At 72.2% G+C, this 19,775-nt stretch carries 18 protein-coding genes and 1 tRNA gene; 10 read left to right on the forward strand and 9 right to left on the reverse strand.

All coding sequences use genetic code 11. The features are described from left to right. Positions 1–160: 160 nt before the first annotated feature. The gene (locus tag Q1B24_RS17890) at positions 161–3,832 is read left to right on the forward strand and encodes a heterodisulfide reductase-related iron-sulfur binding cluster (protein WP_299931371.1); all 3,672 of its coding nucleotides are present in this window, start codon (positions 161–163) and stop codon (positions 3,830–3,832) included. A 91-nt stretch (positions 3,833–3,923) separates the two neighbouring features. Here the strand turns inward: Q1B24_RS17890 and Q1B24_RS17895 are convergent, their stop codons facing one another. Next, the gene (locus tag Q1B24_RS17895; protein ID WP_299931372.1) at positions 3,924–5,108 is read right to left on the reverse strand and encodes an IS481 family transposase; all 1,185 of its coding nucleotides are present in this window, start codon (positions 5,106–5,108) and stop codon (positions 3,924–3,926) included. 206 nt (positions 5,109–5,314) lie between these two features. Here Q1B24_RS17895 and Q1B24_RS17900 point away from each other — a divergent pair, with 206 nt between their 5' ends. Continuing rightward, a complete protein-coding gene (locus Q1B24_RS17900; protein ID WP_299931373.1) occupies positions 5,315–5,863 on the forward strand; it encodes a toxin-antitoxin system HicB family antitoxin in 549 nt (182 codons plus the stop codon). Positions 5,864–5,979: 116 nt separating this feature from the next. Further along, positions 5,980–6,813: a DUF4097 family beta strand repeat-containing protein gene (locus tag Q1B24_RS17905; protein ID WP_299931374.1), complete on the forward strand. Its 834-nt coding sequence runs from the start codon at positions 5,980–5,982 to the stop codon at positions 6,811–6,813. Positions 6,814–6,980: 167 nt separating this feature from the next. Here the strand turns inward: Q1B24_RS17905 and Q1B24_RS17910 are convergent, their stop codons facing one another. The 6 genes from Q1B24_RS17910 to dcd all read right to left on the reverse strand — a co-directional run bounded on the left by Q1B24_RS17910 (position 6,981) and on the right by dcd (position 12,648). Beyond that, positions 6,981–7,946: a siderophore-interacting protein gene (locus Q1B24_RS17910; protein ID WP_299931375.1), complete on the reverse strand. Its 966-nt coding sequence runs from the start codon at positions 7,944–7,946 to the stop codon at positions 6,981–6,983. Beyond that, positions 7,943–8,809 carry an ABC transporter ATP-binding protein gene (locus Q1B24_RS17915; protein ID WP_299931376.1) on the reverse strand — a complete coding sequence of 289 codons (867 nt, stop codon included), beginning with the start codon at positions 8,807–8,809 and terminating at the stop codon, positions 7,943–7,945. Before Q1B24_RS17915 ends, Q1B24_RS17910 begins: the two co-directional genes overlap by 4 nt. Next, positions 8,806–9,882: an iron ABC transporter permease gene (locus Q1B24_RS17920; RefSeq protein WP_299931377.1), complete on the reverse strand. Its 1,077-nt coding sequence runs from the start codon at positions 9,880–9,882 to the stop codon at positions 8,806–8,808. The genes Q1B24_RS17915 and Q1B24_RS17920 overlap by 4 nt, the downstream gene beginning before the upstream one ends. After that, a complete protein-coding gene (locus tag Q1B24_RS17925) occupies positions 9,879–10,913 on the reverse strand; it encodes an iron ABC transporter permease (protein ID WP_299931378.1) in 1,035 nt (344 codons plus the stop codon). The genes Q1B24_RS17920 and Q1B24_RS17925 overlap by 4 nt, the downstream gene beginning before the upstream one ends. Then, complete coding sequence (locus Q1B24_RS17930) at positions 10,913–11,959, reverse strand: ABC transporter substrate-binding protein (protein ID WP_299931379.1); 1,047 nt, start codon at positions 11,957–11,959, stop codon at positions 10,913–10,915. The genes Q1B24_RS17925 and Q1B24_RS17930 overlap by 1 nt, the downstream gene beginning before the upstream one ends. A gap of 113 nt (positions 11,960–12,072) precedes the next feature. Then, the gene (gene dcd, locus Q1B24_RS17935) at positions 12,073–12,648 is read right to left on the reverse strand and encodes a dCTP deaminase (RefSeq protein WP_299931380.1); all 576 of its coding nucleotides are present in this window, start codon (positions 12,646–12,648) and stop codon (positions 12,073–12,075) included. Positions 12,649–12,728: 80 nt separating this feature from the next. On the opposite strand from dcd, the gene Q1B24_RS17940 reads away from it, so the two are divergent. The 7 genes from Q1B24_RS17940 (at position 12,729) to Q1B24_RS17970 (ending at position 18,243) form a co-directional block, all read left to right on the forward strand. After that, positions 12,729–13,502 carry an SGNH/GDSL hydrolase family protein gene (locus Q1B24_RS17940; RefSeq protein WP_299931381.1) on the forward strand — a complete coding sequence of 258 codons (774 nt, stop codon included), beginning with the start codon at positions 12,729–12,731 and terminating at the stop codon, positions 13,500–13,502. 29 nt (positions 13,503–13,531) lie between these two features. Next, a tRNA-Gly gene (locus Q1B24_RS17945) sits at positions 13,532–13,607 on the forward strand. 349 nt (positions 13,608–13,956) lie between these two features. Then, on the forward strand, positions 13,957–15,192 hold the full coding sequence (locus tag Q1B24_RS17950) for a C39 family peptidase (RefSeq protein ID WP_299931382.1): 1,236 nt from the start codon (positions 13,957–13,959) through the stop codon (positions 15,190–15,192). Position 15,193: 1 nt separating this feature from the next. Beyond that, on the forward strand, positions 15,194–16,285 hold the full coding sequence (locus tag Q1B24_RS17955) for a hypothetical protein (protein WP_299931383.1): 1,092 nt from the start codon (positions 15,194–15,196) through the stop codon (positions 16,283–16,285). Between the two features lies 1 nt (position 16,286). Then, positions 16,287–16,919 (forward strand): DUF2461 domain-containing protein, encoded by a 633-nt coding sequence (locus Q1B24_RS17960; protein WP_299931384.1) that lies wholly within the window; start codon positions 16,287–16,289, stop codon positions 16,917–16,919. Between the two features lie 5 nt (positions 16,920–16,924). After that, a complete protein-coding gene (locus tag Q1B24_RS17965; RefSeq protein ID WP_299931385.1) occupies positions 16,925–17,599 on the forward strand; it encodes an HAD family hydrolase in 675 nt (224 codons plus the stop codon). Positions 17,600–17,706: 107 nt separating this feature from the next. Then, positions 17,707–18,243: a hypothetical protein gene (locus Q1B24_RS17970; protein ID WP_299931386.1), complete on the forward strand. Its 537-nt coding sequence runs from the start codon at positions 17,707–17,709 to the stop codon at positions 18,241–18,243. A gap of 9 nt (positions 18,244–18,252) precedes the next feature. Here the strand turns inward: Q1B24_RS17970 and Q1B24_RS17975 are convergent, their stop codons facing one another. Both Q1B24_RS17975 and Q1B24_RS17980 read right to left on the reverse strand, forming a co-directional pair. Next, entirely contained in the window at positions 18,253–18,711 is a 459-nt protein-coding gene (locus Q1B24_RS17975) for an Rrf2 family transcriptional regulator (RefSeq protein ID WP_299931387.1), read from the reverse strand. A gap of 115 nt (positions 18,712–18,826) precedes the next feature. Beyond that, positions 18,827–19,729 carry a sulfite exporter TauE/SafE family protein gene (locus Q1B24_RS17980; RefSeq protein ID WP_299931388.1) on the reverse strand — a complete coding sequence of 301 codons (903 nt, stop codon included), beginning with the start codon at positions 19,727–19,729 and terminating at the stop codon, positions 18,827–18,829. Positions 19,730–19,775 lie beyond the last annotated feature (46 nt).

A 19,775-nucleotide genomic window follows, 5' to 3' on the forward strand; every position in this document is an offset into this window, starting at 1 on the left:
TCGGGGTCGAGAACATCGCGATCGGGAACTGATCGCCCGCACCTCGGAACTTCAAGTTACCTGCGGGTAGGATCCATCTCACGCCGCAGAGCCCTGCCGTCGGCGTGTTCGGCGGACCTAGGCTGCGGCTCTGTACGCCCCTACCGAGGAGCAGCCCTTCATGCAGATGTTCGCGATCGTCGTCTCGTTCGCACTGACCGTCGCCGCCGTCGCCATGCTCGTCCCGGCCGTACGGCGCATGCTGGGCGTGATCCGCGCGAGCCAGCCGGCGCCGGGCCGCAACGACAACCCGACCGGTCGCACCGCGACGATGCTCAAGGAGACGTTCCTCCACACCCGGATGCTGCAGTGGCACTGGGTCGGCATCATGCACTGGTTCGTCTACATGGGGTTCCTGCTCCTCAGCACGGCCGTGCTGGCCGCGTACTTCCAGCTGTTCAAGCCCGACTTCGCGTACCCGATCATCGGCCACTGGTACCCCTTCGAGTGGCTCATGGAGGTCATCGGGGCACTGAGCACGATCGGCATCGTCTTCCTGATCGTCTACCGGCAGACGCACCACCCGCGCAGCGAGGGCCGCCGGAGCCGGTTCTTCGGCTCCACCTTCTGGCAGGCCTACTTCGTCGAGGCGCTCGCGCTGCTCGAGGGGTCCGCGATCCTCTTCGTCCGCGCCGCGGAGTGGCGGCTCGACGAGGAGGCCGGCCGCGCCCACTACCCGTTCTCGTCGTGGCTCGGCGACGTGCTCTACCCGAGCTCCGTCACGTCGCTCGAGAACCTCATCTACGTGATCGCGACCTTCAAGATCGCGCTGGCGATGATCTGGCTGATGGTGATCGCCCGCAACATCACCATGGGCATCGCGTGGCACCGCTTCACCGCGTGGTTCAACATCTGGTTCAAGCGCGAGGCCGACGGCACCACCGCCCTCGGCGCGATGAAGCCGCTGACCTCGGACGGCAAGGCGATCACCCTCGACGACATCGACGACCTCGACGAGGACTCGGTGCTCGGCGTGGGCAAGGTCGAGGACTTCTCGTGGAAGGGCATCCTCGACTTCACCACCTGCACCGAGTGCGGCCGCTGCCAGTCGCAGTGCCCCGCGTGGAACACCGAGAAGCCCCTCTCCCCCAAGCTCCTGATCACCAGCCTGCGCGACCACGCGTACGCCAAGCACGACGGCGACGCAGCCCACGCCCAGCGCGAGCTGGTCGGCGTCGGCTCCAAGGGCGAGACCGCCGGAGCGGGCACCGACGTCCTCGACTACTTCTACAACCCCGCGGACGGCGACTTCGTCATCGACGAGGACGTGCTCTGGAGCTGCACCTCGTGCGGCGCCTGCGTCCAGCAGTGCCCCGTCGACATCGAGCACGTCGACCACATCATGGACATGCGCCGCTACCAGCTGCTGGTGGAGTCCAACTTCCCGGCCGAGCTCAACCAGCTGTTCAAGGGCCTGGAGAACAAGGGCAACCCCTGGAACATGTCGAGCACTGCTCGGATGGACTGGGCCAAGGGCCTCGACTTCGAGGTGCCGGTCGTCGGGGAGGACCTGGAGTCCCTCGAGTCGGTCGACTGGCTGTTCTGGGTCGGGTGCGCAGGGGCGTACGAGGACCGCGCGAAGAAGACCACGCGGGCGGTCGCCGAGCTGCTCGACATGGCCGGCATCTCCTTCGGCGTGCTCGGCAACGGCGAGACCTGCACCGGCGACCCGGCCCGGCGCGCCGGCAACGAGTTCGTCTTCCAGGGCCTCGCGCAGCAGAACGTGGAGACCTTCAAGGAGTACAAGGTCAAGAAGGTCGTCTCGACCTGCGCCCACTGCTTCAACACGCTGAAGAACGAGTACAAGGACTTCGGCATCGAGCTCGAGGTCGTGCACCACACCCAGCTGCTCAACCGCCTCGTCCGTGAGGGGAGGCTGACGCCGGTCAAGGACGGCGCGGGCGCCGCGAAGCGCTCGATCACCTACCACGACCCGTGCTACCTCGGTCGCCACAACGAGGTCTACTCGCCGCCGCGCGAGCTGCTCCAGGTGCTGCCCGGCGCCGAGGTCATCGAGATGGAGCGCAACTCCGAGCGGTCCTTCTGCTGCGGCGCCGGTGGCGCGCGCATGTGGATGGAGGAGAACCTCGGCGAGCGGATCAACATGAACCGCACCAGGGAGGCCGTCGGCACCGGCGCGGACCAGATCGCCGTGGGCTGCCCCTTCTGCCGCGTGATGCTCTCCGACGGGCTGACCTCGCAGCAGGCGTCCGGCGAGGCCCGCGAGGAGGTCGAGGTCCTCGACGTCGCGCAGATGCTGCTCGCCTCGGTCAAGGGCGAGCAGGCGACCAAGGCCGCCCCGGGCTCGGCGCCCGCAGCTGCACCCGCTGCCGCTGCCGCGTCCGCCGCCTCTGCCGCTTCCGCCACCGACGTCGCGACCAAGGACGAGCCTGAGGCGGGAGACGTCACCGTCACCGACGACACCGTGACCGAGACCGCCGACGTCGGTCCCGCCGCCAAGGCGTCCGGCGGCTCGTCGCTCTTCGACACCCCGGCCCCCGCAGAGTCGGCTCCTGCCGCAGAGCCAGCCTCCTCCGGATCGCTGTTCGACACCCAGGCGCCTGCGGAGGCGCCGGCGGCCAAGGCGGACGACAAGGCCCAGGAGAAGCCGGCCGAGGCCTTCTCCGGGGGGTCGCTGTTCGACACCCCGGCCCCGGAGCCGGAGGCGCCGAAGGACGAGGCGCCCACGGCGGCCCCCGCCGAGGCGCCTGCCGACGAGAAGCCCGCGGCCCAGCCGACGACGGACCTCGGCTCCGGTGGCTCGCTCTTCGACCTCGGCACTCCCGAGCCGGAGCCGGCAGCTGCCGAGGCCCCGCCGACCGCCACGGCCGAGCCCGCCGCCGTCGAGGAGAAGCCCGCTCCCGCACCGACCGCCGACCTGGGCGCCGGAGGCTCGCTCTTCGACATCGCGGCCCCCGAGCCGGTGGCCGACCAGCCTGCGGCCGACGCCGAGCCGGCCCCCGAGCCGAAGGCGGAGGTCGCGCCCGAACCGGTCGCTGACGCACCGTCCGCCGGTGGCGCGGCGTCCACGCCCACCACCGACGCCGACCTCTCGGGCCTGGGGTCGCTCTTCGACCTCCCGGCCCCCGAGCCGGCAACTCCCGAGCCCGCCCCCGAGCCCGCCAGCGAGCGCCCAGTGGACCGTGAGTCTCCTGGAGACTCAGCGGCCAGTGAGCCGGCCGAGGCGGCTCCTGAGCAGGCCGGCGAGGCGCCCGTTGAGCCGGCGCCCGAGGCGACACCGGCGGCTGCCGAGTCGGCGCCCGCGAGCGCTACGGCGTCGACGCCTGCGACGGACGTCGACCTGTCGAGCCTGGGGTCGCTGTTCGACCTCGAGGCGCCCGCGACCCAGCCGGCGGCGGGCGAGCCCGCAGCGAACGTTGAGTCTCCCAGCGACTCAGCTCCCAGCACACCGACCGAGACCGTCGCCGAGCCCGAAACGGCAGCTCCGTCGGAGACGACGCCCGAGCCGGACCCCGAGCCGCAGGCCGAGTCCCCGTCGACACCCCCGAGCGGGTCGGACCTGAGCCAGGCGGCCCTGTTCCGCGACGCCGACGACGCGCCCGTGCCGGCCGATCCCGAGCCGGCCGAGCCCGAGCCCGAGCCCGCGGAGGACCCGGAGACCGTGCTCGATGCGGACGACGCCGACCGCGAGCCGGCAGCCGACGCGCCGGCGGACGCGGGCGACGTACCCGCGTCGACGGACGACGAGCCCAGGCCCGCCTCCGACGGCCCGGCCCACACGCCGCGGACGGACGCCGACATCAGCGGATCCGGCTCGCTCTTCGACCTCTGACCCGGCCTCAGCGTCATACGAACCCGCACCCATCGGTGCGTGTGATGTCTCAGGACATCGGTGACACATATGTCTCAGGACATCGGTGACACTACGCGGTGCGGGCGTGGCGTCTTTGGTAGCCGCGTGTGCCGCTGAGGGTGACCTCGGCGAGGAGCTCGTTGCCTCGTAGGACGACGACGTGGCGGTGTTGTCGGATCACGGTGACGTGCTCGCCGCTGTGGCGCCGGCCGACGCTGAAGAGGTGGCCGTCGATGCCGATGCAGCCGCTCGAGCTGACCTTGGCGGTGAGGATCTTGACCGGCCACGGGGTGGGGCCATCTCCCGGGCCGTCCTTGGGGCCGAGGGCGTAGCGCTCGGCTGGGGTAAGGCCGTTGAGGTGGGTCTTGCGGCGACGATGGTTGTAGTGCTCGCGGTAGCGGTCGAGCAGCGTCTGGAGCTCCTCCAACGAGCTGGCAGGGGGTCGTTTTCGCAGCCACTTGAGCACCGTGGCGTGGGCCCGTTCGTTCTTCCCGCAGGTCTGGGGGTGGGCGATCGAGCTGGTGCACGGCGCGACCCCCAGGGCGCGGAGATTCTCCTCCAGCGCAGCGATCCAGCCTCGGCGTGCGCCGGAGAATGCTGTGCCGTTGTCGGTGAGGAACCGGGCCGGCAGCGCGTAGCGGGAGCTGGCCCACAGCACCGCGGTCCAGACATCGGCGGCGTTCTCGCTCACCGCAGCCCGCAATGCGAGGTCGAAACGGGAGCAGTCATCGATGATCTGCAAGACACACACCACCCGCCCGTCGTGCAGGGTGTAGTCGAAGCCATCCATCTGCCACAGGTGGTTGGGCTGGACGGCCTCGAAGCGGTGCCGCGAGGAACGAGGTCGACGCTGCGGGACGCGCACCACCTGGCCCCGACGATCCAGGACCCGGTTAATCGTGGCCCGGCTCGGCACCGGCTCACCGGCCGGCCACCGCTCGAGATGCTCGCCGATCCAGAACGCGATCTGCTCCGCCCCGGCATCCCAGCCCTCACCATCGAGGTCCTTGCGAGCCTCCACGACCACGTCCTCGACCGCCGCGCTGACCCTCGTCGGCGACGTCAACGGGCGTCGTGAACGCGGGTAGAACCCCTCGACGCCCTCATCGCTGAACCGCTTGCGGTACTTGTAGAACGTCTTGGTCGACACACCGATCCGGGCGCACTCCGCCCTCACGTCGAACCGCTCACCACCGACAGCCCTGGCCACCAACGCAGCCACCTCTGGTCCCACCGGAACCCCATCTCTGGCCATCGCCCAGCATGGACGAGAACCGATCAGGTGTTACCGATGTCCTGAGACATATCCCGTTACCGATGTCCTGAGACTCGACACGCACCCATCGGTGCGGGTTCGTATGACGTCCGGGCGGTTCGCCCGTCACGACTGACGTCACGACGATGTCAGTTGACATCACCAAGGCGTTGACATGACATCACCGTGATGTCAGAGTGGTGCGCATGGACATCACCCCGTACGTCGACAGCCTGCGCCGCGACCTGGTCGCCGCGTCCGAGGCGGGGGGCGAGGAGCTGAAGCAGGCCGCCGAGCGCCTGGCGTACGCCCTGGACCCGAGCGCCCGGCTCGCGCTCATGGAGGCCATCTCCCACGCCGCGGCCGAGATCACCGCCGAGCTGCCCGACGGCAGCGTGGACGTGCGGCTCGTGGGCCGCGAGCTCGACTTCGTCGTCGAGGTCGCCCCGCCGACGGCCCTGCCCACGCCTCCCCCGCCGCCCGCTCCCCCGGCGCCCCCGGAGGAGGAGGCCGGCGACCTGGCCCGCATCACGCTCCGGATCCCGGAGGCGGTCAAGGCCAAGGCCGAGGAGAAGGCCGCCGCCGCCGGGCAGAGCCTCAACACCTGGATGGTCAACGTCGTGCGCAGCGCGACCAGCGAGCATGCCATCAACGTCGACATCGACCTCAGCAGCGTCCCCTTCGTGGGCTACGACCCGTTCGCAGGCAACCGCAAGCAGGGCCAGGGCAACCGCCGGATGACCGGCTGGCTCTGACCACCTGACCACCTGACCACCTGACCACCTGATCCCGGGGCCCGAGCCCCGCCACCTCATCGCCCACCGGACCGGCACCGCCGGCCCGTCGGACGAGCACACCCTCAGGAGACCCGATGAGCCACCAGCTCGACCTCACCTTCGACACCCCCGAACCGATCGACCTCTACGTCGAGAACGGTCGCGGTCGTGTCGACGTCACCGCCACCGACACCACCGAGACCACCATCCGCATCACCGGCGAGCGCGCCGAGGAGTTCGACGTGCGCGACCTCGGCGACCGGATCGCGATCATCGCCCCCCGGCGGGGCGGTGGCCTCCTCGGCAGGGACCCGCACGCGGAGATCGTGGTCGAGGTCCCCGTCGCCAGCGGGCTGCAGGCCAAGGTCGGCAGCAGCGACGTCCGCACCCACGGCCGGTTCGGCGACGTCCGGGTCGACAGCGGCTCGGGTGACGTCTCGCTCGACGTCGTCGAGGGCGACGTCCTCGTCCAGACCGGCTCCGGCGACCTGGTCGCCCACCACGTCCTCGGCGAGACGCGCCTCAAGTCCGGCTCGGGCGACGTCCTCGTCCGGCGAGCCGAGTCGGCGCTGGTCGTCACGACGGGCAGCGGCGACGTCCGAGTCGAGTCGGCCCGCGCCGAGCTCGCGGTCAAGACGGGCTCGGGCGACACGCACGTCCTGTCGATGGGCGGCGAGGCCGTGGTCAACACCGGCTCGGGCGACCTGGTCATCGGCGAGGTCGCCTCGGGCCGGGTCACGGCCAAGACCGCCAGCGGCGACGTGAGCATCGGGGTGGTGCCCGGTACGCCGGTGTGGACCGACGTCCGCACCGTGAGCGGCCGGCTCAGCTCGACGCTCCCGAGCACGGGCGAGCCGGCACCCGACCAGCCCTACCTCGAGGTGCGCGCGACCACGGCGTCCGGAGACGTCACCCTCCACCACAGCTGACACCCGACCTCACCGACCGACGAGAAGGAAGGAGCACCGCCATGCACGACTCGTTCACCGACATCGAGCTGATCGCACGTCACCGCATCGCCGAGCGCGTGCGCTACTCCCCGCGCGCACCCCGCACCAAGCGCCGCTGAGCGCTGGCTGACCCCGGCCGCTGCCGGTCAGGACTTCATCGCCACGCCGCGCCGCCAGTAGCCCATGAAGGCGACCTGGCTGCGGTCGAAGCCGAGCTCCTTGACCAGGTGGCGGCGCAGGCCGGTGACGACCTTCGACTCGCCGGCGATCCAGGCGTAGGTGCCGCCCACGCCCGCCACGTCGCCGGGGACGTCCTCGCCCGAGGAGGAGTAGAACGGCGTCTCCCACAGGTCGGGGTCCACCTCGTCGGGGGCCACCTGGACCTCGGCGCCGGCCACGCCGGAGGAGCCCGGATCGAGGTGGGCCACCACGGCGTCGTGCAGACCCGTGCCGAGGTCGGCACCCTCGCGGGCCAGCCACACGACCCGGACGCCCGCCGGACGGCGTACGTCCTGGACGTCGGCAGCGAGCGGGACCTCGAGGAACGCCGTCCCGGTGGCGTCGTCCGGCAGCTGCTCGAGCACCGTGCAGACGGCCGGCACGGCCGTCTCGTCGCCCACGAGCAGCAGCTCCGCACCCGGACCGGGCGTGAACTCGATGCCGCCGTAGGGGAAGCCGCGCCGCGGGGCGAGCAGCGCGATGCGGTCACCGACGCTGGCGCGCGACGCCCAGAGCGAGCCGGGGCCGACCAGGTCGCCCTCGAGGTGGAGCACCATGTCGACGACCAGGGTGGTCTGCGCACCGGAGCCGCGGACGTCGCGGACCGTGTAGGTGCGCATGTGGCCGCGCTCGGCCGCCGGACGCTCCAGCCACGTCGCGAACCAGGTGCCGTCGGCGTCCTCGGTGGAGGTGATGCCGCCCGTCTCGGGGTCGGGGAGGATCAGCTTGATCCGCTGGTCCCAGCGCGGGCCGTCGACACCGAAGTCGGCGAGGGCGGCGCTGCCGAGCTCGACCCGGACGAAGGTCGGCGACAGCCGCTCGACCGCGACCACCTCGACCTCGGTGAAGAGCATGGGCAGGACAGCGCGGTTCGAGCTGGCGGTCACGGTCATCGGGTCTCCTGGCTGGAGGGGGCGGACGGACGGGTGCGGCCGGGCTGGTGGCGCCCGACCGGTACGACGAGCGGGGTGTGCGAGACCGGGTCGTCGATCACCCGGTTGTCGAGGCCGAACACGGTGCGTACGACGTCCTCGGTCACGACCTCGCGGGGACTGCCCTCCGCGACGATCCGCCCGGTGTGCAGCGCGACGAGGTGGTCGGCGTAGCGGGCCGACAGGTTGAGGTCGTGCAGCACCATCACGATCGTGGTGCCGCGGCGGGCGTTGAGCTCGGCGAGCAGGTCGAGCATCTCGACCTGGTGGGCGACGTCGAGGTAGGTCGTGGGCTCGTCGAGCAGCAGCAGGTCGGTGCCCTGCGCGAGCGCCATCGCGATCCACACCCGCTGGCGCTGGCCGCCGGAGAGCTCGTCGACGACCCGGTCGGCGAGGTCGAGGGTGTCGGTGAGGGTCAGCGCCTCGGCGACCGCCTCGTCGTCGGCGTGGGTCCAGCGACCGAAGGGGCCGTGGTGCGGGTGGCGGCCGCGACCGACCAGGTCCGCGACGGTCACCCCCTCGGGGGCGACGGGGTTCTGCGGCAGCAGCCCGAGCGTGCGGGCGACCTGCTTGGTGGGGAGCCGGTGGATGGCCTCCCCGTCGAGGAGCACCGACCCCGACCGCGGGCGGAGCAGCCGGGCGAGGCCGCGCAGCAGGGTCGACTTGCCGCACGCGTTGGCGCCGACGATGACGGTGATCCGCCCGTGCGGGACCTGCAGGTGGAGGTCGCGGACGACGGCCGTGTCGGTGTAGCCGAGCGTCAGGCCGCTCGCCTCCAGCCGGGCGGGGGTGTCGGCGGTGAGGGTGGTGGCGGGCGCGGTCATGCCGCTCTCCTTCGACGGTGTCCGGTGAGGGGGCCGCGGGCGAGCAGCCAGAGCAGGAACGGTGCGCCGAAGGCGCCGGTGACGACGCCCACGGGCAGGTTGAGGTCGGCGAAGGCGTAGGCGCCGGCGTAGTCGCCCGCCAGCACGATCACCGCGCCGACGAGGCCGGCGGCGGGGAGCGTCGTACGACCCCGGTTGAGGGCCCGCGCGATCGGCCCCGACAGGAACGCCACGAACGCCACGGGGCCGGCGGCGGCGACGCCGACGGCGACCAGCAGGACGCCGAGGAGCATGAGCAGGTCGGTGCGGCCGCGCCCGACCCCGAGGCCGGCGGCGGCGTCGTCACCGAGCTCGGTCGCGCGCAGCGAGCGCGCGGCCCATGCCGTCGCGGGCAGCAGCACGGCCAGCGCGAGGGCCAGCAGCCCGATCGCCTGCCACGCGACCCCGTTGACGCTGCCGGTCAGCCAGCGCAGCACCAGCTGGACGTCGTACTCGTCGACGCGGGTGAAGACGTACTGGATGACCGACTGCATGGCGGCGGCGAGGCCGATGCCGGCCAGGACGAGGCGGAAGCCGCCGTGGTCGCCGGCGACGGCCCGCACGGTGAGGGCGACGGCGAGGGCTCCCAGGATCGCGGCGGCGGAGACCGGCCAGCCGGTCCAGCCAGCCAGGGCGATGGCGGAGATGGCGGCGGCGCTCGCGCCGAGGCTGACGCCGACGATGTCGGGGCTGGCGAGGGGGTTGCGCAGCGTGGTCTGGAAGATGGCGCCGCCGACGCCGAAGGCCACGCCGACGAGCACGGCCAGGACGGCACGCGGGAGCTTGGACTCCATCACGATGTAGGTGGCGCCGGGGATCTGCTCGCCACCCAGGATGCGCACGAAGTCGGGGACGGTGACCGTGAAGTCGCCCAGCAGCACGCGAGCGGCGAAGGCACCGACCAGGGCGAGGACGAGACCCGTGAGAAGGCGTCGGTGGTGGCGCAGCGGCGCCCGGCGCGCACGTCGTACGACGTCGAGGGCGTGCTGCGCGGTGGGCTCCGTGGTGGCAGGCCGGTCGACGGTCACGGTCACAACGCCCTCCCGGTGCGGCGGATCAGGGCGAGGAAGACGGGGACGCCGACGGCGGCGGCCATGATCCCGACCTGCACCTCCGACGGCGGCAGCACGACGCGACCGACGGTGTCGGCGACGACGACGAGGACGGCGCCGCCGAGCATGGAGAAGGGCAGCAGGCGGCGGTGGTCGGGGCCGACGAGGGCGCGTACGACGTGGGGCACGACGAGGCCGACGAAGGCGATCGGCCCGGCCAGGGCGGTCGCGGTGCCGGCGAGCAGGACGATCGCGACAGCGATCACCAGCCGGTCGCGGGTGGTGTGGCGACCGAGCCCGCGGGCCAGGTCGTCGCCGAGGGCGAGGGTGTTGAGCAGGCGTGCGCCGGCGAGGGCCAGCAGCGCGCCGAGGACCAGGAACGGCAGACCGGCGAGGAGCACGTCGGTGCCCCGCCCGGCGACGGTGCCGACCTGCCAGAAGCGGAAGCTCTCCATCGTCTTGCGGTCGGCAAGGAGCAGGCCGGTGGTCCAGCTGGCGAGGCCGGCGCTGAGGGCCGCGCCGGTGATGGCGAGCTTCATCGGCGTCGCGCCGTCGCGACCCAGCGACGCGATGCCGTGCACGGCCGCCGCGGCGACGGCGGCTCCGAGGAACGCCAGCGGCAGGAAGGCGCCCATCCCGGACAGCCCGAACGCCGTCATGCCGACGACCATCGCGAAGGTGGCTCCGGCGTTGACGCCGAGGATGCCGGGGTCGGCCAGCGGGTTGCGGGTCAGCCCCTGCATGAGCGCCCCGGCCAGTCCGAGGGCCGCACCGACGGCGAGGCCGAGGACGGTGCGGTCCAGTCGCGCCTCGACCACCGGGTGCAGCGGGTGGGCGGCGTCCCAGACCGCCTCGAGCGGCAGGGCGCGGGCCCCGACGAGCAGCGACAGGGCGCCGGCACCGGCCAGCGCCACGACCGAGATCGCGACGCTGACCGGCAGGGCGGGACGACGCCTCTGGCCTCCCCCCGGAGCCCTGGAGACGTCGTCCCGCGTCGGGACGAGGGCGGTCATCAGCCCTCGAGTGCCTCGACCACGTGAGGCAGGAAGTCGCTCACGATGACCGGGATGGAGAGGGGCGTGGGGTTGGTGGACGCCATCGCGTTCTGCTTGTCGGTCTCGGCGTACCAGCGGCCGTCGGCGATCGCGGGGATCTGGCCGAGCAGCTTGTCGCCCTCGATGGTCTCGACGTTGTCGGGCGAGTCGACCCAGGTGACGAAGACGTCGGAGTCGAGGTCGGCCGCCTGCTCGGCCGACACCGTGCCGTAGAACTCGCCCGGCTTGATCGCCTCGGCGACGGCGGGCGCGTCGACCATGCCGAAGTCGCGCAGGATCGACACGCGCGGGTCCTCGGGGGCGTACATGCCGATGGTGGAGAGGTCGGTGGCGGCGAGGTAGCCGTAGATCAGCTCGGCACCCTCGAGCTCGGGGTTGGCCTCGGCGGCCTCGGCGATGGTGGCCTCGGTGTCGGCCGCGACCTCCTCGGCGAGCGCCGTACGACCCAGCGCCTGGCCGACCATCTCGAGCGACGTCCGCCAGTCGGTGGTCCACGGCGCCTCGGGGTAGGCGACGACCGGGGCGATCTTGGAGAGCTTGGCGTACTCCGCGTCGGTGATGCCGGAGTTGGTGGCCAGGATCAGGTCGGGCGCGAGCTCGGCGACCTCGTCGATCGGCGCACCGTCGGCGTCGTCGTAGCGGACGGGCGCCTCGGCACCGGCCTCCTCGACGGCCGCGTCGAACCAGTCGGTCGAGCCGCCCTCGTTGCCGCCCCACGTGATCTTGGTGGCACCGACGGGGACGACGCCCAGCGCGAGGGCGTGGTCGTGGTCGGTCCAGCCGAGGGTCGCCACCCGGGTCGGCTCGGACTCGATCGTGGTCTCGCCGAGCGCGTGCTCGATGGTGACCGGGAAGGCGTCGGGGTCCACGGACGTGGTCGAGGTCGGCTCCGCCGCGGCCTCGGTCCCGCTGGTGGACCCGGTGCTGCAGCCGGCGAGGGCGGCGACCAGGACGGTGGCCGCGGCGACCTTGATCGGGGTGGGCACGGCGAGGCTTCGCTTCATCAGGACTCCGGGTGGCTTGGTAAGGCGACACTAACTAAGGGAAGCCTAACCACACCCCGTCCGATTAACGCAACGAGGGTGTGCCGTAATCCGCGATGTGGACCGCGCGAGCCTCAGATGGGCGTGCGGTGGAACCCCTGGAACGACCGGCTCGGGGTGGGCCCGCGCTGGCCCTGGTAGCGCGAGCCGTACTTCTCCGAGCCGTAGGGGTGCTCGCTCGGCGAGGAGAGCCGGAAGAAGCAGAACTGGCCGATCTTCATCCCGGGGTAGAGCTTGATCGGCAGCGTCGCGACGTTGGCCAGCTCGAGCGTGACGTGGCCGGAGAAGCCGGGGTCGACGAAGCCCGCCGTCGCGTGGGTGAGCAGGCCGAGCCGGCCCAGCGACGACTTCCCCTCCACCCGCGCGGCGATGTCGTCGGGCAGGGACACGACCTCGTACGTCGAGCCGAGGACGAACTCGCCCGGGTGCAGGATGAACGGCTCCTCGCCCTCCGGCTCGACCTCGCGGGTGAGCTCGGACTGGTCGGCGGCCGGGTCGATGTGCGGGTAGCGGTGGTTCTCGAAGACGCGGAAGAACCGGTCGAGGCGTACGTCCACGCTCGAGGGCTGCATCATCGCCGGGTCCCACGGATCGAGCGCGATCCGGCCGGCGTCGATCTCAGCGGTGATGTCGCGATCGGAGAGCAGCACGCGGCCGACCCTAGCGCTCGCGCCCGCTGGTCGAGGAGGGACGAAGTCCCGTCACGAGACCCACTTGCCACAATGGATCGGTGACCTTCCACCGCTACGTCGCCCTGGGCGACTCCTTCACCGAGGGCGTCGGCGACCCCGACCCCACGCGCCCCAACGGGCTGCGCGGCTGGGCCGACCGCGTCGCCGAGGTGCTCGCCCAGCAGACCGACGACTTCGGCTACGCCAACCTCGCCATCCGCGGCCGCAAGCTCGCCGCCATCGTCGCCGAGCAGGTCGACGCCGCCGTCGCGCTCGAGCCCGACCTGGTCACCATCCACGGCGGCGGCAACGACGTCCTGCGCCCCCGCGTCGACATCGACACCCTCGCCCGCACGTACGACGACGCGATCGCGCGGCTGCGGGCCACCGGGGCCCACGTGGTCATGTTCACCATCTTCGACCCGGGCGCCGGCGGCATCTACGGGCCGATGCGCGGCCGGATGGCGATCTTCAACGAGTGGGTCCGCGAGATCGCCGACCGGCACGGGGCCACCGTGGTCGACATGTGGCGGATGCGCGACATCGAGATCGCCGGCGTCATGGACACCGACCGGATGCACCTCAACAGCTCCGGCCACACCCACATGGCCCACGCCGTCCTCGAGGCGATCGGCGTCGAGCACGGCATGGACCCCGTGACCGTCGGCCCGCTCCCCGTCCTCGGCCGTCGCGAGACCTGGGCCGCCAACGCCCAGTGGACCCGCGAGTTCCTCGTGCCGTGGGTCCACCGCCGGCTCACCGGGCGCTCCTCCGGCGATGCCGTCTCGCCGAAGCATCCCGCCCTGTCCGACGTACGGCCCACGGTCAGGTAGCATCTGGCCCGCCGTCTGCGGTCGGCACTGCGGATGTAGCTCAGCTGGTAGAGCGCGACCTTCCCAAGGTCGATGTCGCGAGTTCGAATCTCGTCATCCGCTCCATCCACATTTCTTCCCAGCGCGCCGAGCGCGACGCTCTGCCCACCGTCGATGTCGCGAGTTCGAATCTCGTCATCCGCTCCAACTCTTGCCCCACAGCCCGACACGGCCCCACCACCGAGCGGTGGTCCACCCACATCCGTGGCGCTCGGAACGTCGCTCCACCACCGCCCGACGAGGCGACCCCGGCGTGTCGTCGTACGAGCGGTGAGCCACGCAGGTTCTGGCGCCCGGAAACCTGCCTCACGCACCGCTCACATCCCCTCATTGGGGCAGGAGTGAGACTTGCGACTTCTGGGACCAGAGAGGACAGTGAGGCGTCCGTCGTTTCTCGGTTCGAAGGTCTTCCCCCATGCCTGCACTTCACCGCCCGACCCTTCGCAGGGTCGCCCACCGCATCGCCGACGAGGACGCCTCGCGCCCGCTCTGGCGCCACCCGGCGACCATCGCTGCCGCAGCCCTCGCGCTCACGCTGGGCGCCGTCCCACTGCTGCCGGACGGCGGCCACGACGACGATCGCGGCGAGATCGCACCGACCGCCGAGACGACCGGAACGCCCCGTGCCGCTGGCCGGGGCGAGCTGACGACCGCGATGCGCGCCGAGATCGACCGCGTGCTCGCCGCGGGAGCCGACCTCGACCGCGCCGAGGGGCGTACGGCGCTCGCGCGGGCGTCGGTGCGCTGCGCCACCTTCGAGGGCCAGCGCTACTGCCTCGGCTTCGGCTGGACCAACCAGTCGGAGGAGGCCCTCGCCGCGCGGCTCGAGGCCCGGCCGACGGCAGGCACCACCGAGCGCACCGGCGATCTGGACGCCGACGGGCTGCTGGCCCGCGCCCAGGGACGTACGTCGACCGCGCGCACCGAGGCCGAGCGCGCCGAGCTGACGATGGCGGCCCGGTCGGTCGGCAAGGTCTGGATGCTGCGCCACGAGATCCAAGGCGTGCCGCTGCCCGACGGCTTCGCCGAGCGTCACCCCGAGGTCACCTCGGGCGTCGACGCACGCGGCGGCTTCGGGGAGTCCTACCCGGAGCGGTCCAAGATCCTCAGCAGCAAGGTGGCCCAGGCCCAGAACACCACCTACTGGTGCGGCCCGGCGACGATGCAGGCCATCGGCTGGGGCTCGCAGGGCAAGCGGAAGAACCAGTCCTACTGGGCCCGCCGGCTCGGCACGACCAGCGCCGGCACCGCGATCACCGACATGGTGCGCGTGGTCAACAACAAGACCGACTACGACGAGGACACCTACGCAGGTCCCTACGTCGTGCTCGACATCAGCGACTTCACCTTCAAGCAGTGGTACCGGCTGATGATGCGCCACATCCACGACTACCAGGCGCCCGTCGTGCTCCACCCCCAGCTGCTCAAGCAGTACTACCCCTACCTCGACGACGACGCGAGCGGTCACTTCCAGGTCGGCCGCGGCTACGACCAGAACCCCGGTGGCAACCCGCAGCTCGGCTGGTTCGAGCCCTGGGACCAGTCGAGGTTCGACCCCAGCGAGCCGGCGATCGGCCGCGTGCAGTGGCGCAACGCCTACCGGTCCTTCCGCGCCAACCTCGACCACTTCCAGCACAACGTCGGGGTCTGACGTGCGAGGACGTACGACGACCGCGCTGGCGCTGCTGGTCGCGCTGACCGGCTGCGGTGGAACCGACGAGCCCACACCCGGCCCCGACCCGACGTCGAGCGAGTCCGCGGACCCGGCCGCTCCGACCGGTGGCCCCGTCGACGACCCGGTCGTCGTGGAGCCGGAGACCGCGCTGCTCGACTGGCAGGACACCGGCGTCCTGCCCGACACGCGCTACGTCAAGGGACCGGAGTGGGAGGCCCTCGGCGACGCGGGCGACACGCGGGTCGAGCTCGCCCGCGACGGCGATGCGGCGACGGTCCGTGCCGGCGGCGGACGCACGATCTCCGAGGTCCTGATGAGCGAGGACTGGGCCGTGGTGGTCAAGCAGGACAAGACGGAGACCGCGCCGAGCGAGGTCGCGGTCGTCGACCTCGCGACCGGCGACACCGGCACGGTCGCCACGCCGCCGGCGGCGAGCGGTGGCTCCTGGGCCCTCACCGGCGGCGACCTCTACTACCCGACGTACGGCGACGGCGGGGCGTACTGCCTGGCCACCGCCGCGCTGGCCGACAGCAACGGCGAGGACGGCTGGTGCGCCCCGGAGCGCAGCGGCTTCTCCGGCCTCACCGCCAGCGAGCACGGCATCGGGATCATGACCTTCGACGACGCCCGCCCGGTGGCCTGCCGCACCGCCAACCTCCTCGACGGCAGCGGGGTGCCCCAGCCCGTCGAGGGACCGGAGGACTGCAGCGCCTGGGACGTCGCCGCGACCGCGGACGGGGTCGTGTGGTCCGAGGTGCCGAAGCCGCGACGCCAGGAGGAGGCCCGCTTCCACGCGTCGGCCGACGACGGCTACTTCGACCTCGGCCCGGGCACGACCGGCACCGCGGTCCCCTGCGGCGACTCGATCTTCTTCGCGAGCGACCCGCAGGGCCCCGACGAGCCGGCCCGGCTGATGCGCTGGACCCCGGACCGCGCGCTGCAGGTCGCCTACGAGTCGCCGTCGACGGGCAACGCGTTCCTCGGTGAGCCGGTCTGCGGCGGCGGCGTGCTCACCCTGACGTCGTACGGCGAGCAGGGTGACGAGCACGTCTGGGCTAACGTCGGCTGACGTGAGCTTCACCGGATTCCCCGTCGCTGCGCTCGACTTCTACGACGACCTCGAGATGGACAACACCAAGTCGTTCTGGGAGTCCCACAAGCACGTCTGGAAGGAGTCCGTCGAGACGCCGATGAAGGCGCTGATGGCGGCGCTGGAGCCGGAGTTCGGACCGGCCAAGGTGTTCCGGCCCTATCGCGACGTGCGCTTCGCGAAGGACAAGACGCCCTACAAGACGCACCAGGGCGCGTTCGTCGCGGCCGGTCCGCGGACGGGGTGGTACTTCGAGATCTCGCCCCGCGGCACCCGGGTCGGCGCCGGCTTCTACGACGCCGACGGCCCCACCCTGGCGGCGATCCGCGAGGCGATGGCCGACGAGAAGACGGGCAAGGCGCTCGACCGGCTCCTGCGCAAGCTCGAGAAGGACGGCTTCGAGGTCGGCGGCGAGCAGCTGAAGACCTCACCCCGCGGCTACGACGCCGACCACCCGCGCATCCACCTGCTGCGGCGCAAGCAGCTCTTCGTCGGCCGGTCCTACGGCTTCGGGGCCGACGCGATCGACGCCGGTCTGGTCGACCGGGTGCGCGAGGACTGGCGGTCGCTGCGGCCGCTCGTCAGCTGGCTGCGCGCGGTCCCGGTCGGCTGACGCCCATGATCGTCACCTTCGACCTCTTCAGCGCCCTGACCGACACCCGCACCGGCGCCTCGCGAACCTTCGCCGCGATCGCGGCCGAGCGCGGTTGGGACCTCTCCGGCGAGACGGCCTACGACACCTGGGACGGCCACAACAAGGTGCTCCAGCGCGAGGCGCGCCCGCCGACCGGCTTCCGCGAGGTCTCGCGCACGGCCCTCGAGGCGGCGTACGCCGACCTGGGGCTCGACCCCGCGCTCGCGCCGAGCGACCTCGCCCGGCTGCACGAGACGATCCCCGACTGGCCGCTGTGGCGCGACGTCGCGGCCGGGGTGGCCGCGGTGGCCGGCCTGGACCGGGTCACCGGGGTCGGGCTGCTCTCCAACGTCGACGACGACCTCGCCCGACTCACCCGTGCGCACGCGCTGGTCGACCCCGACCTCGTGCTCAGCTCCCAGCGGCTCGGCGCCTTCAAGCCCAGTGCGGAGATCTACACGCGAGCGGTCGACGCCGTCGCGCCCGCGCGCCTGGTCCACGTGGCAGCCTCGGCGAGGGACGTACGAGGTGCGCTCGAGGCCGGCATCACCGCCGTCCGGCTCGCCCGGCCCGGGCACGTCGTGGACCCGACCGGTCCGCGGCCCCCGCACGAGGTGCGGGACGCCACAGAGCTGGCCGCCGTGGTCGACGGGCTCTGAGGACGATCGTCGGGTTGGACACGCGGGGTCCCCCCCGACCTGCGGAGTTCGGCCTCGCGCGGCGCCGTGTTCACGCAGCGTTCGGCCGCGCGGACGAGGCTCGCGCCATGGCGAAGAGAGTGTTCATCCTGCACCTCGGCCCCCTCCCGGTGGACACGGGCTCGATGGCCGAGGCGCTCGAGGTCGGCGGCGTGCAGGTCCCCGACGCGGGCGCCGACGTCCTCGCGCACGCCGAGGTCGAGATCCTGCGCTCGCACAAGGCGGCCGGCCTCCGACGCAAGGAGGTCGAGGGCTCCTGGGCACGGGTGTGCCGGCGGGCCCGCAAGACCGGGACGGACTGCTTCGTGAGCATGCCCGGGTGGTCCGCCGCGACGCCGGAGCAGGCCGCGCTGGCGCTCGACGGCCTCACCGCGGACTTCCGGGTCGTGCTCGTGGCGACGAGCGGCTTCGGCGAGCCGCCGCGGAGCTGGATGTCGCTGGTGAACGAGAACCGCTCCCACGTCCTGCCCGCCCACCTCAGCGACGAGCAGCTCGCCGCGCAGGTGGCGCGGATCGCCCTCATGGAGGAGGAGGCCCGCCTCGACCGCCGCCTCGCCAAGGTGGCGCGACGACGCAGGCTGCTCGACCGCAGGCCGGCCGCCTGAAGCAGTCCGTCAGTGCGGCTGCCAGGCGTCGTCGTCCTCGGTGAGGGCCGCGACCGCCGGCGGGAGCGTGCCGTCGGCGAGCTGCTGGATGGTGACCTGCTCGAAGACGTTGCGCAGCGAGTGCCGCGCCGCGATCCACACGTGCTGCAGCACCTGCGCGCTCTCGTCGTACTCGACCGCCTCGGGACGCAGGCCGTAGACCGACACGAGCGGGCCGTCGACCGCACGGATCACGTCGGCGACGGTCACCGACTCGGGCTTGCGCGCGAAGCGCCACCCACCGGACTGGCCGCGCTGCGACACCACGATGTCGGCGCGCCGCAGGTCGGCCAGGATGGCCTGGAGGAAGCCGTGCGGGATGGACTGCGCCTTGCCGAGCTGCTCGGCGCTCACCGCGGTCCCGTCAGCGCGCACCGCGATCTCGATCAGGGCCCGGAGGGCGTAGTCGGCCTTGGCGGAGACGCGCATATGGCCAGTTTGTCAGATATGTCGGCCGAGACACTGTTCTTGGTCGCCCCGGCCACCGGCACGCGCGTACGCCGCTCCCGCGGGGCAGGAACGGCGTACGTCGTCGAGCTCTGCGTCAGGCCGTCGCGGTCTCGAGCTCCGGCTCGTCGACCCGGGCGGCGCGGGACAGGCGCTCCTGCTTGACGGCCCACACGATGGCCGAGATCCACAGCACGAAGACGACCGCGGCGGTGACGGCGACGCCGACACCGGGGACGCCGACCGCCTCGAGCAGCGTCTTGGAGTTGGTCAGGATGATCAGGCCGCCGGCGGCGGTGCCGAGCACACGGGCGGCGAGGTGCTTGACCAGCCAGGCGGCGATCGGCGCCGCGATCACGCCGCCGGCGAGCAGCGCGCCGGCGTAGCCCCAGTTGATCCCGGCAGACCCGAGGCCGAGGAGGAAGCCGAGCGAGGCGCCGACGGCCACGACGAACTCCGAGGTGTCGATGGAGCCGACGACCTTGCGCGGCTCGAGGCGGCCGCTGGAGAGCAGCGACGTGGTGCCGACCGGGCCCCATCCGCCGCCGCCGACGGCGTCGAGCGTGCCGGCGACGAGGCCCATGGGGGCGAGGAAGGCCACGGACGGGCGCCCCTTGAAGGCCGGGCGGGCACCACCGAGGCGCAGGAAACGGTAGACGACGTAGAAGCCGAGGCTCAGCAGGATGATCGCCACGACCGGCTTGGCGACCGCGGCGTCCATGTTGGAGAGCAGGGTGGCGCCGAGGAACGCCCCGATGAAGCCCGGCACCGCCAGGATCGAGACGGTGCGCCAGTCGACGTTCCCGAACTTGTGGTGCGAGGCGCCGGACACGAGCGAGGTGCCGAGCTCGGAGAAGTGGACCGCGGCCGACGCGGCGGCGGGCGCGACACCGGCCGCCAGCAGCAGGGTCGAGGAGGTCACGCCGTAGGCCATGCCCAGGGAACCGTCGATGAGCTGGGCGATGAGGCCCACGACACCGAGAACGAGGAGCTTGCGCATGTTGCGAGGGTCCTTCCGGGACTGGTCGGCACGTCCGAAGTCGTGC

Source organism: uncultured Nocardioides sp., from assembly GCF_947488025.1.
Classification (GTDB): domain Bacteria; phylum Actinomycetota; class Actinomycetes; order Propionibacteriales; family Nocardioidaceae; genus Nocardioides.

What these genes read in the sequence shown, in the direction of transcription:
- Q1B24_RS17970 (WP_299931386.1), top strand. Translation starts at nt 17,707, where the DNA reads ATGGCGAAGAGAGTGTTCATCCTGCACCTCGGCCCCCTCCCGGTGGAC.
- Q1B24_RS17910 (WP_299931375.1), bottom strand. Translation starts at nt 7,946, where the DNA reads ATGACCGTGACCGCCAGCTCGAACCGCGCTGTCCTGCCCATGCTCTTC.
- Q1B24_RS17895 (WP_299931372.1), bottom strand. Translation starts at nt 5,108, where the DNA reads ATGGCCAGAGATGGGGTTCCGGTGGGACCAGAGGTGGCTGCGTTGGTG.
- Q1B24_RS17950 (WP_299931382.1), top strand. Translation starts at nt 13,957, where the DNA reads ATGCCTGCACTTCACCGCCCGACCCTTCGCAGGGTCGCCCACCGCATC.
- Q1B24_RS17965 (WP_299931385.1), top strand. Translation starts at nt 16,925, where the DNA reads ATGATCGTCACCTTCGACCTCTTCAGCGCCCTGACCGACACCCGCACC.
- Q1B24_RS17980 (WP_299931388.1), bottom strand. Translation starts at nt 19,729, where the DNA reads ATGCGCAAGCTCCTCGTTCTCGGTGTCGTGGGCCTCATCGCCCAGCTC.
- Q1B24_RS17915 (WP_299931376.1), bottom strand. Translation starts at nt 8,809, where the DNA reads ATGACCGCGCCCGCCACCACCCTCACCGCCGACACCCCCGCCCGGCTG.
- Q1B24_RS17975 (WP_299931387.1), bottom strand. Translation starts at nt 18,711, where the DNA reads ATGCGCGTCTCCGCCAAGGCCGACTACGCCCTCCGGGCCCTGATCGAG.
- Q1B24_RS17905 (WP_299931374.1), top strand. Translation starts at nt 5,980, where the DNA reads ATGAGCCACCAGCTCGACCTCACCTTCGACACCCCCGAACCGATCGAC.
- Q1B24_RS17890 (WP_299931371.1), top strand. Translation starts at nt 161, where the DNA reads ATGCAGATGTTCGCGATCGTCGTCTCGTTCGCACTGACCGTCGCCGCC.
- Q1B24_RS17900 (WP_299931373.1), top strand. Translation starts at nt 5,315, where the DNA reads ATGGACATCACCCCGTACGTCGACAGCCTGCGCCGCGACCTGGTCGCC.
- Q1B24_RS17925 (WP_299931378.1), bottom strand. Translation starts at nt 10,913, where the DNA reads ATGACCGCCCTCGTCCCGACGCGGGACGACGTCTCCAGGGCTCCGGGG.
- Q1B24_RS17930 (WP_299931379.1), bottom strand. Translation starts at nt 11,959, where the DNA reads ATGAAGCGAAGCCTCGCCGTGCCCACCCCGATCAAGGTCGCCGCGGCC.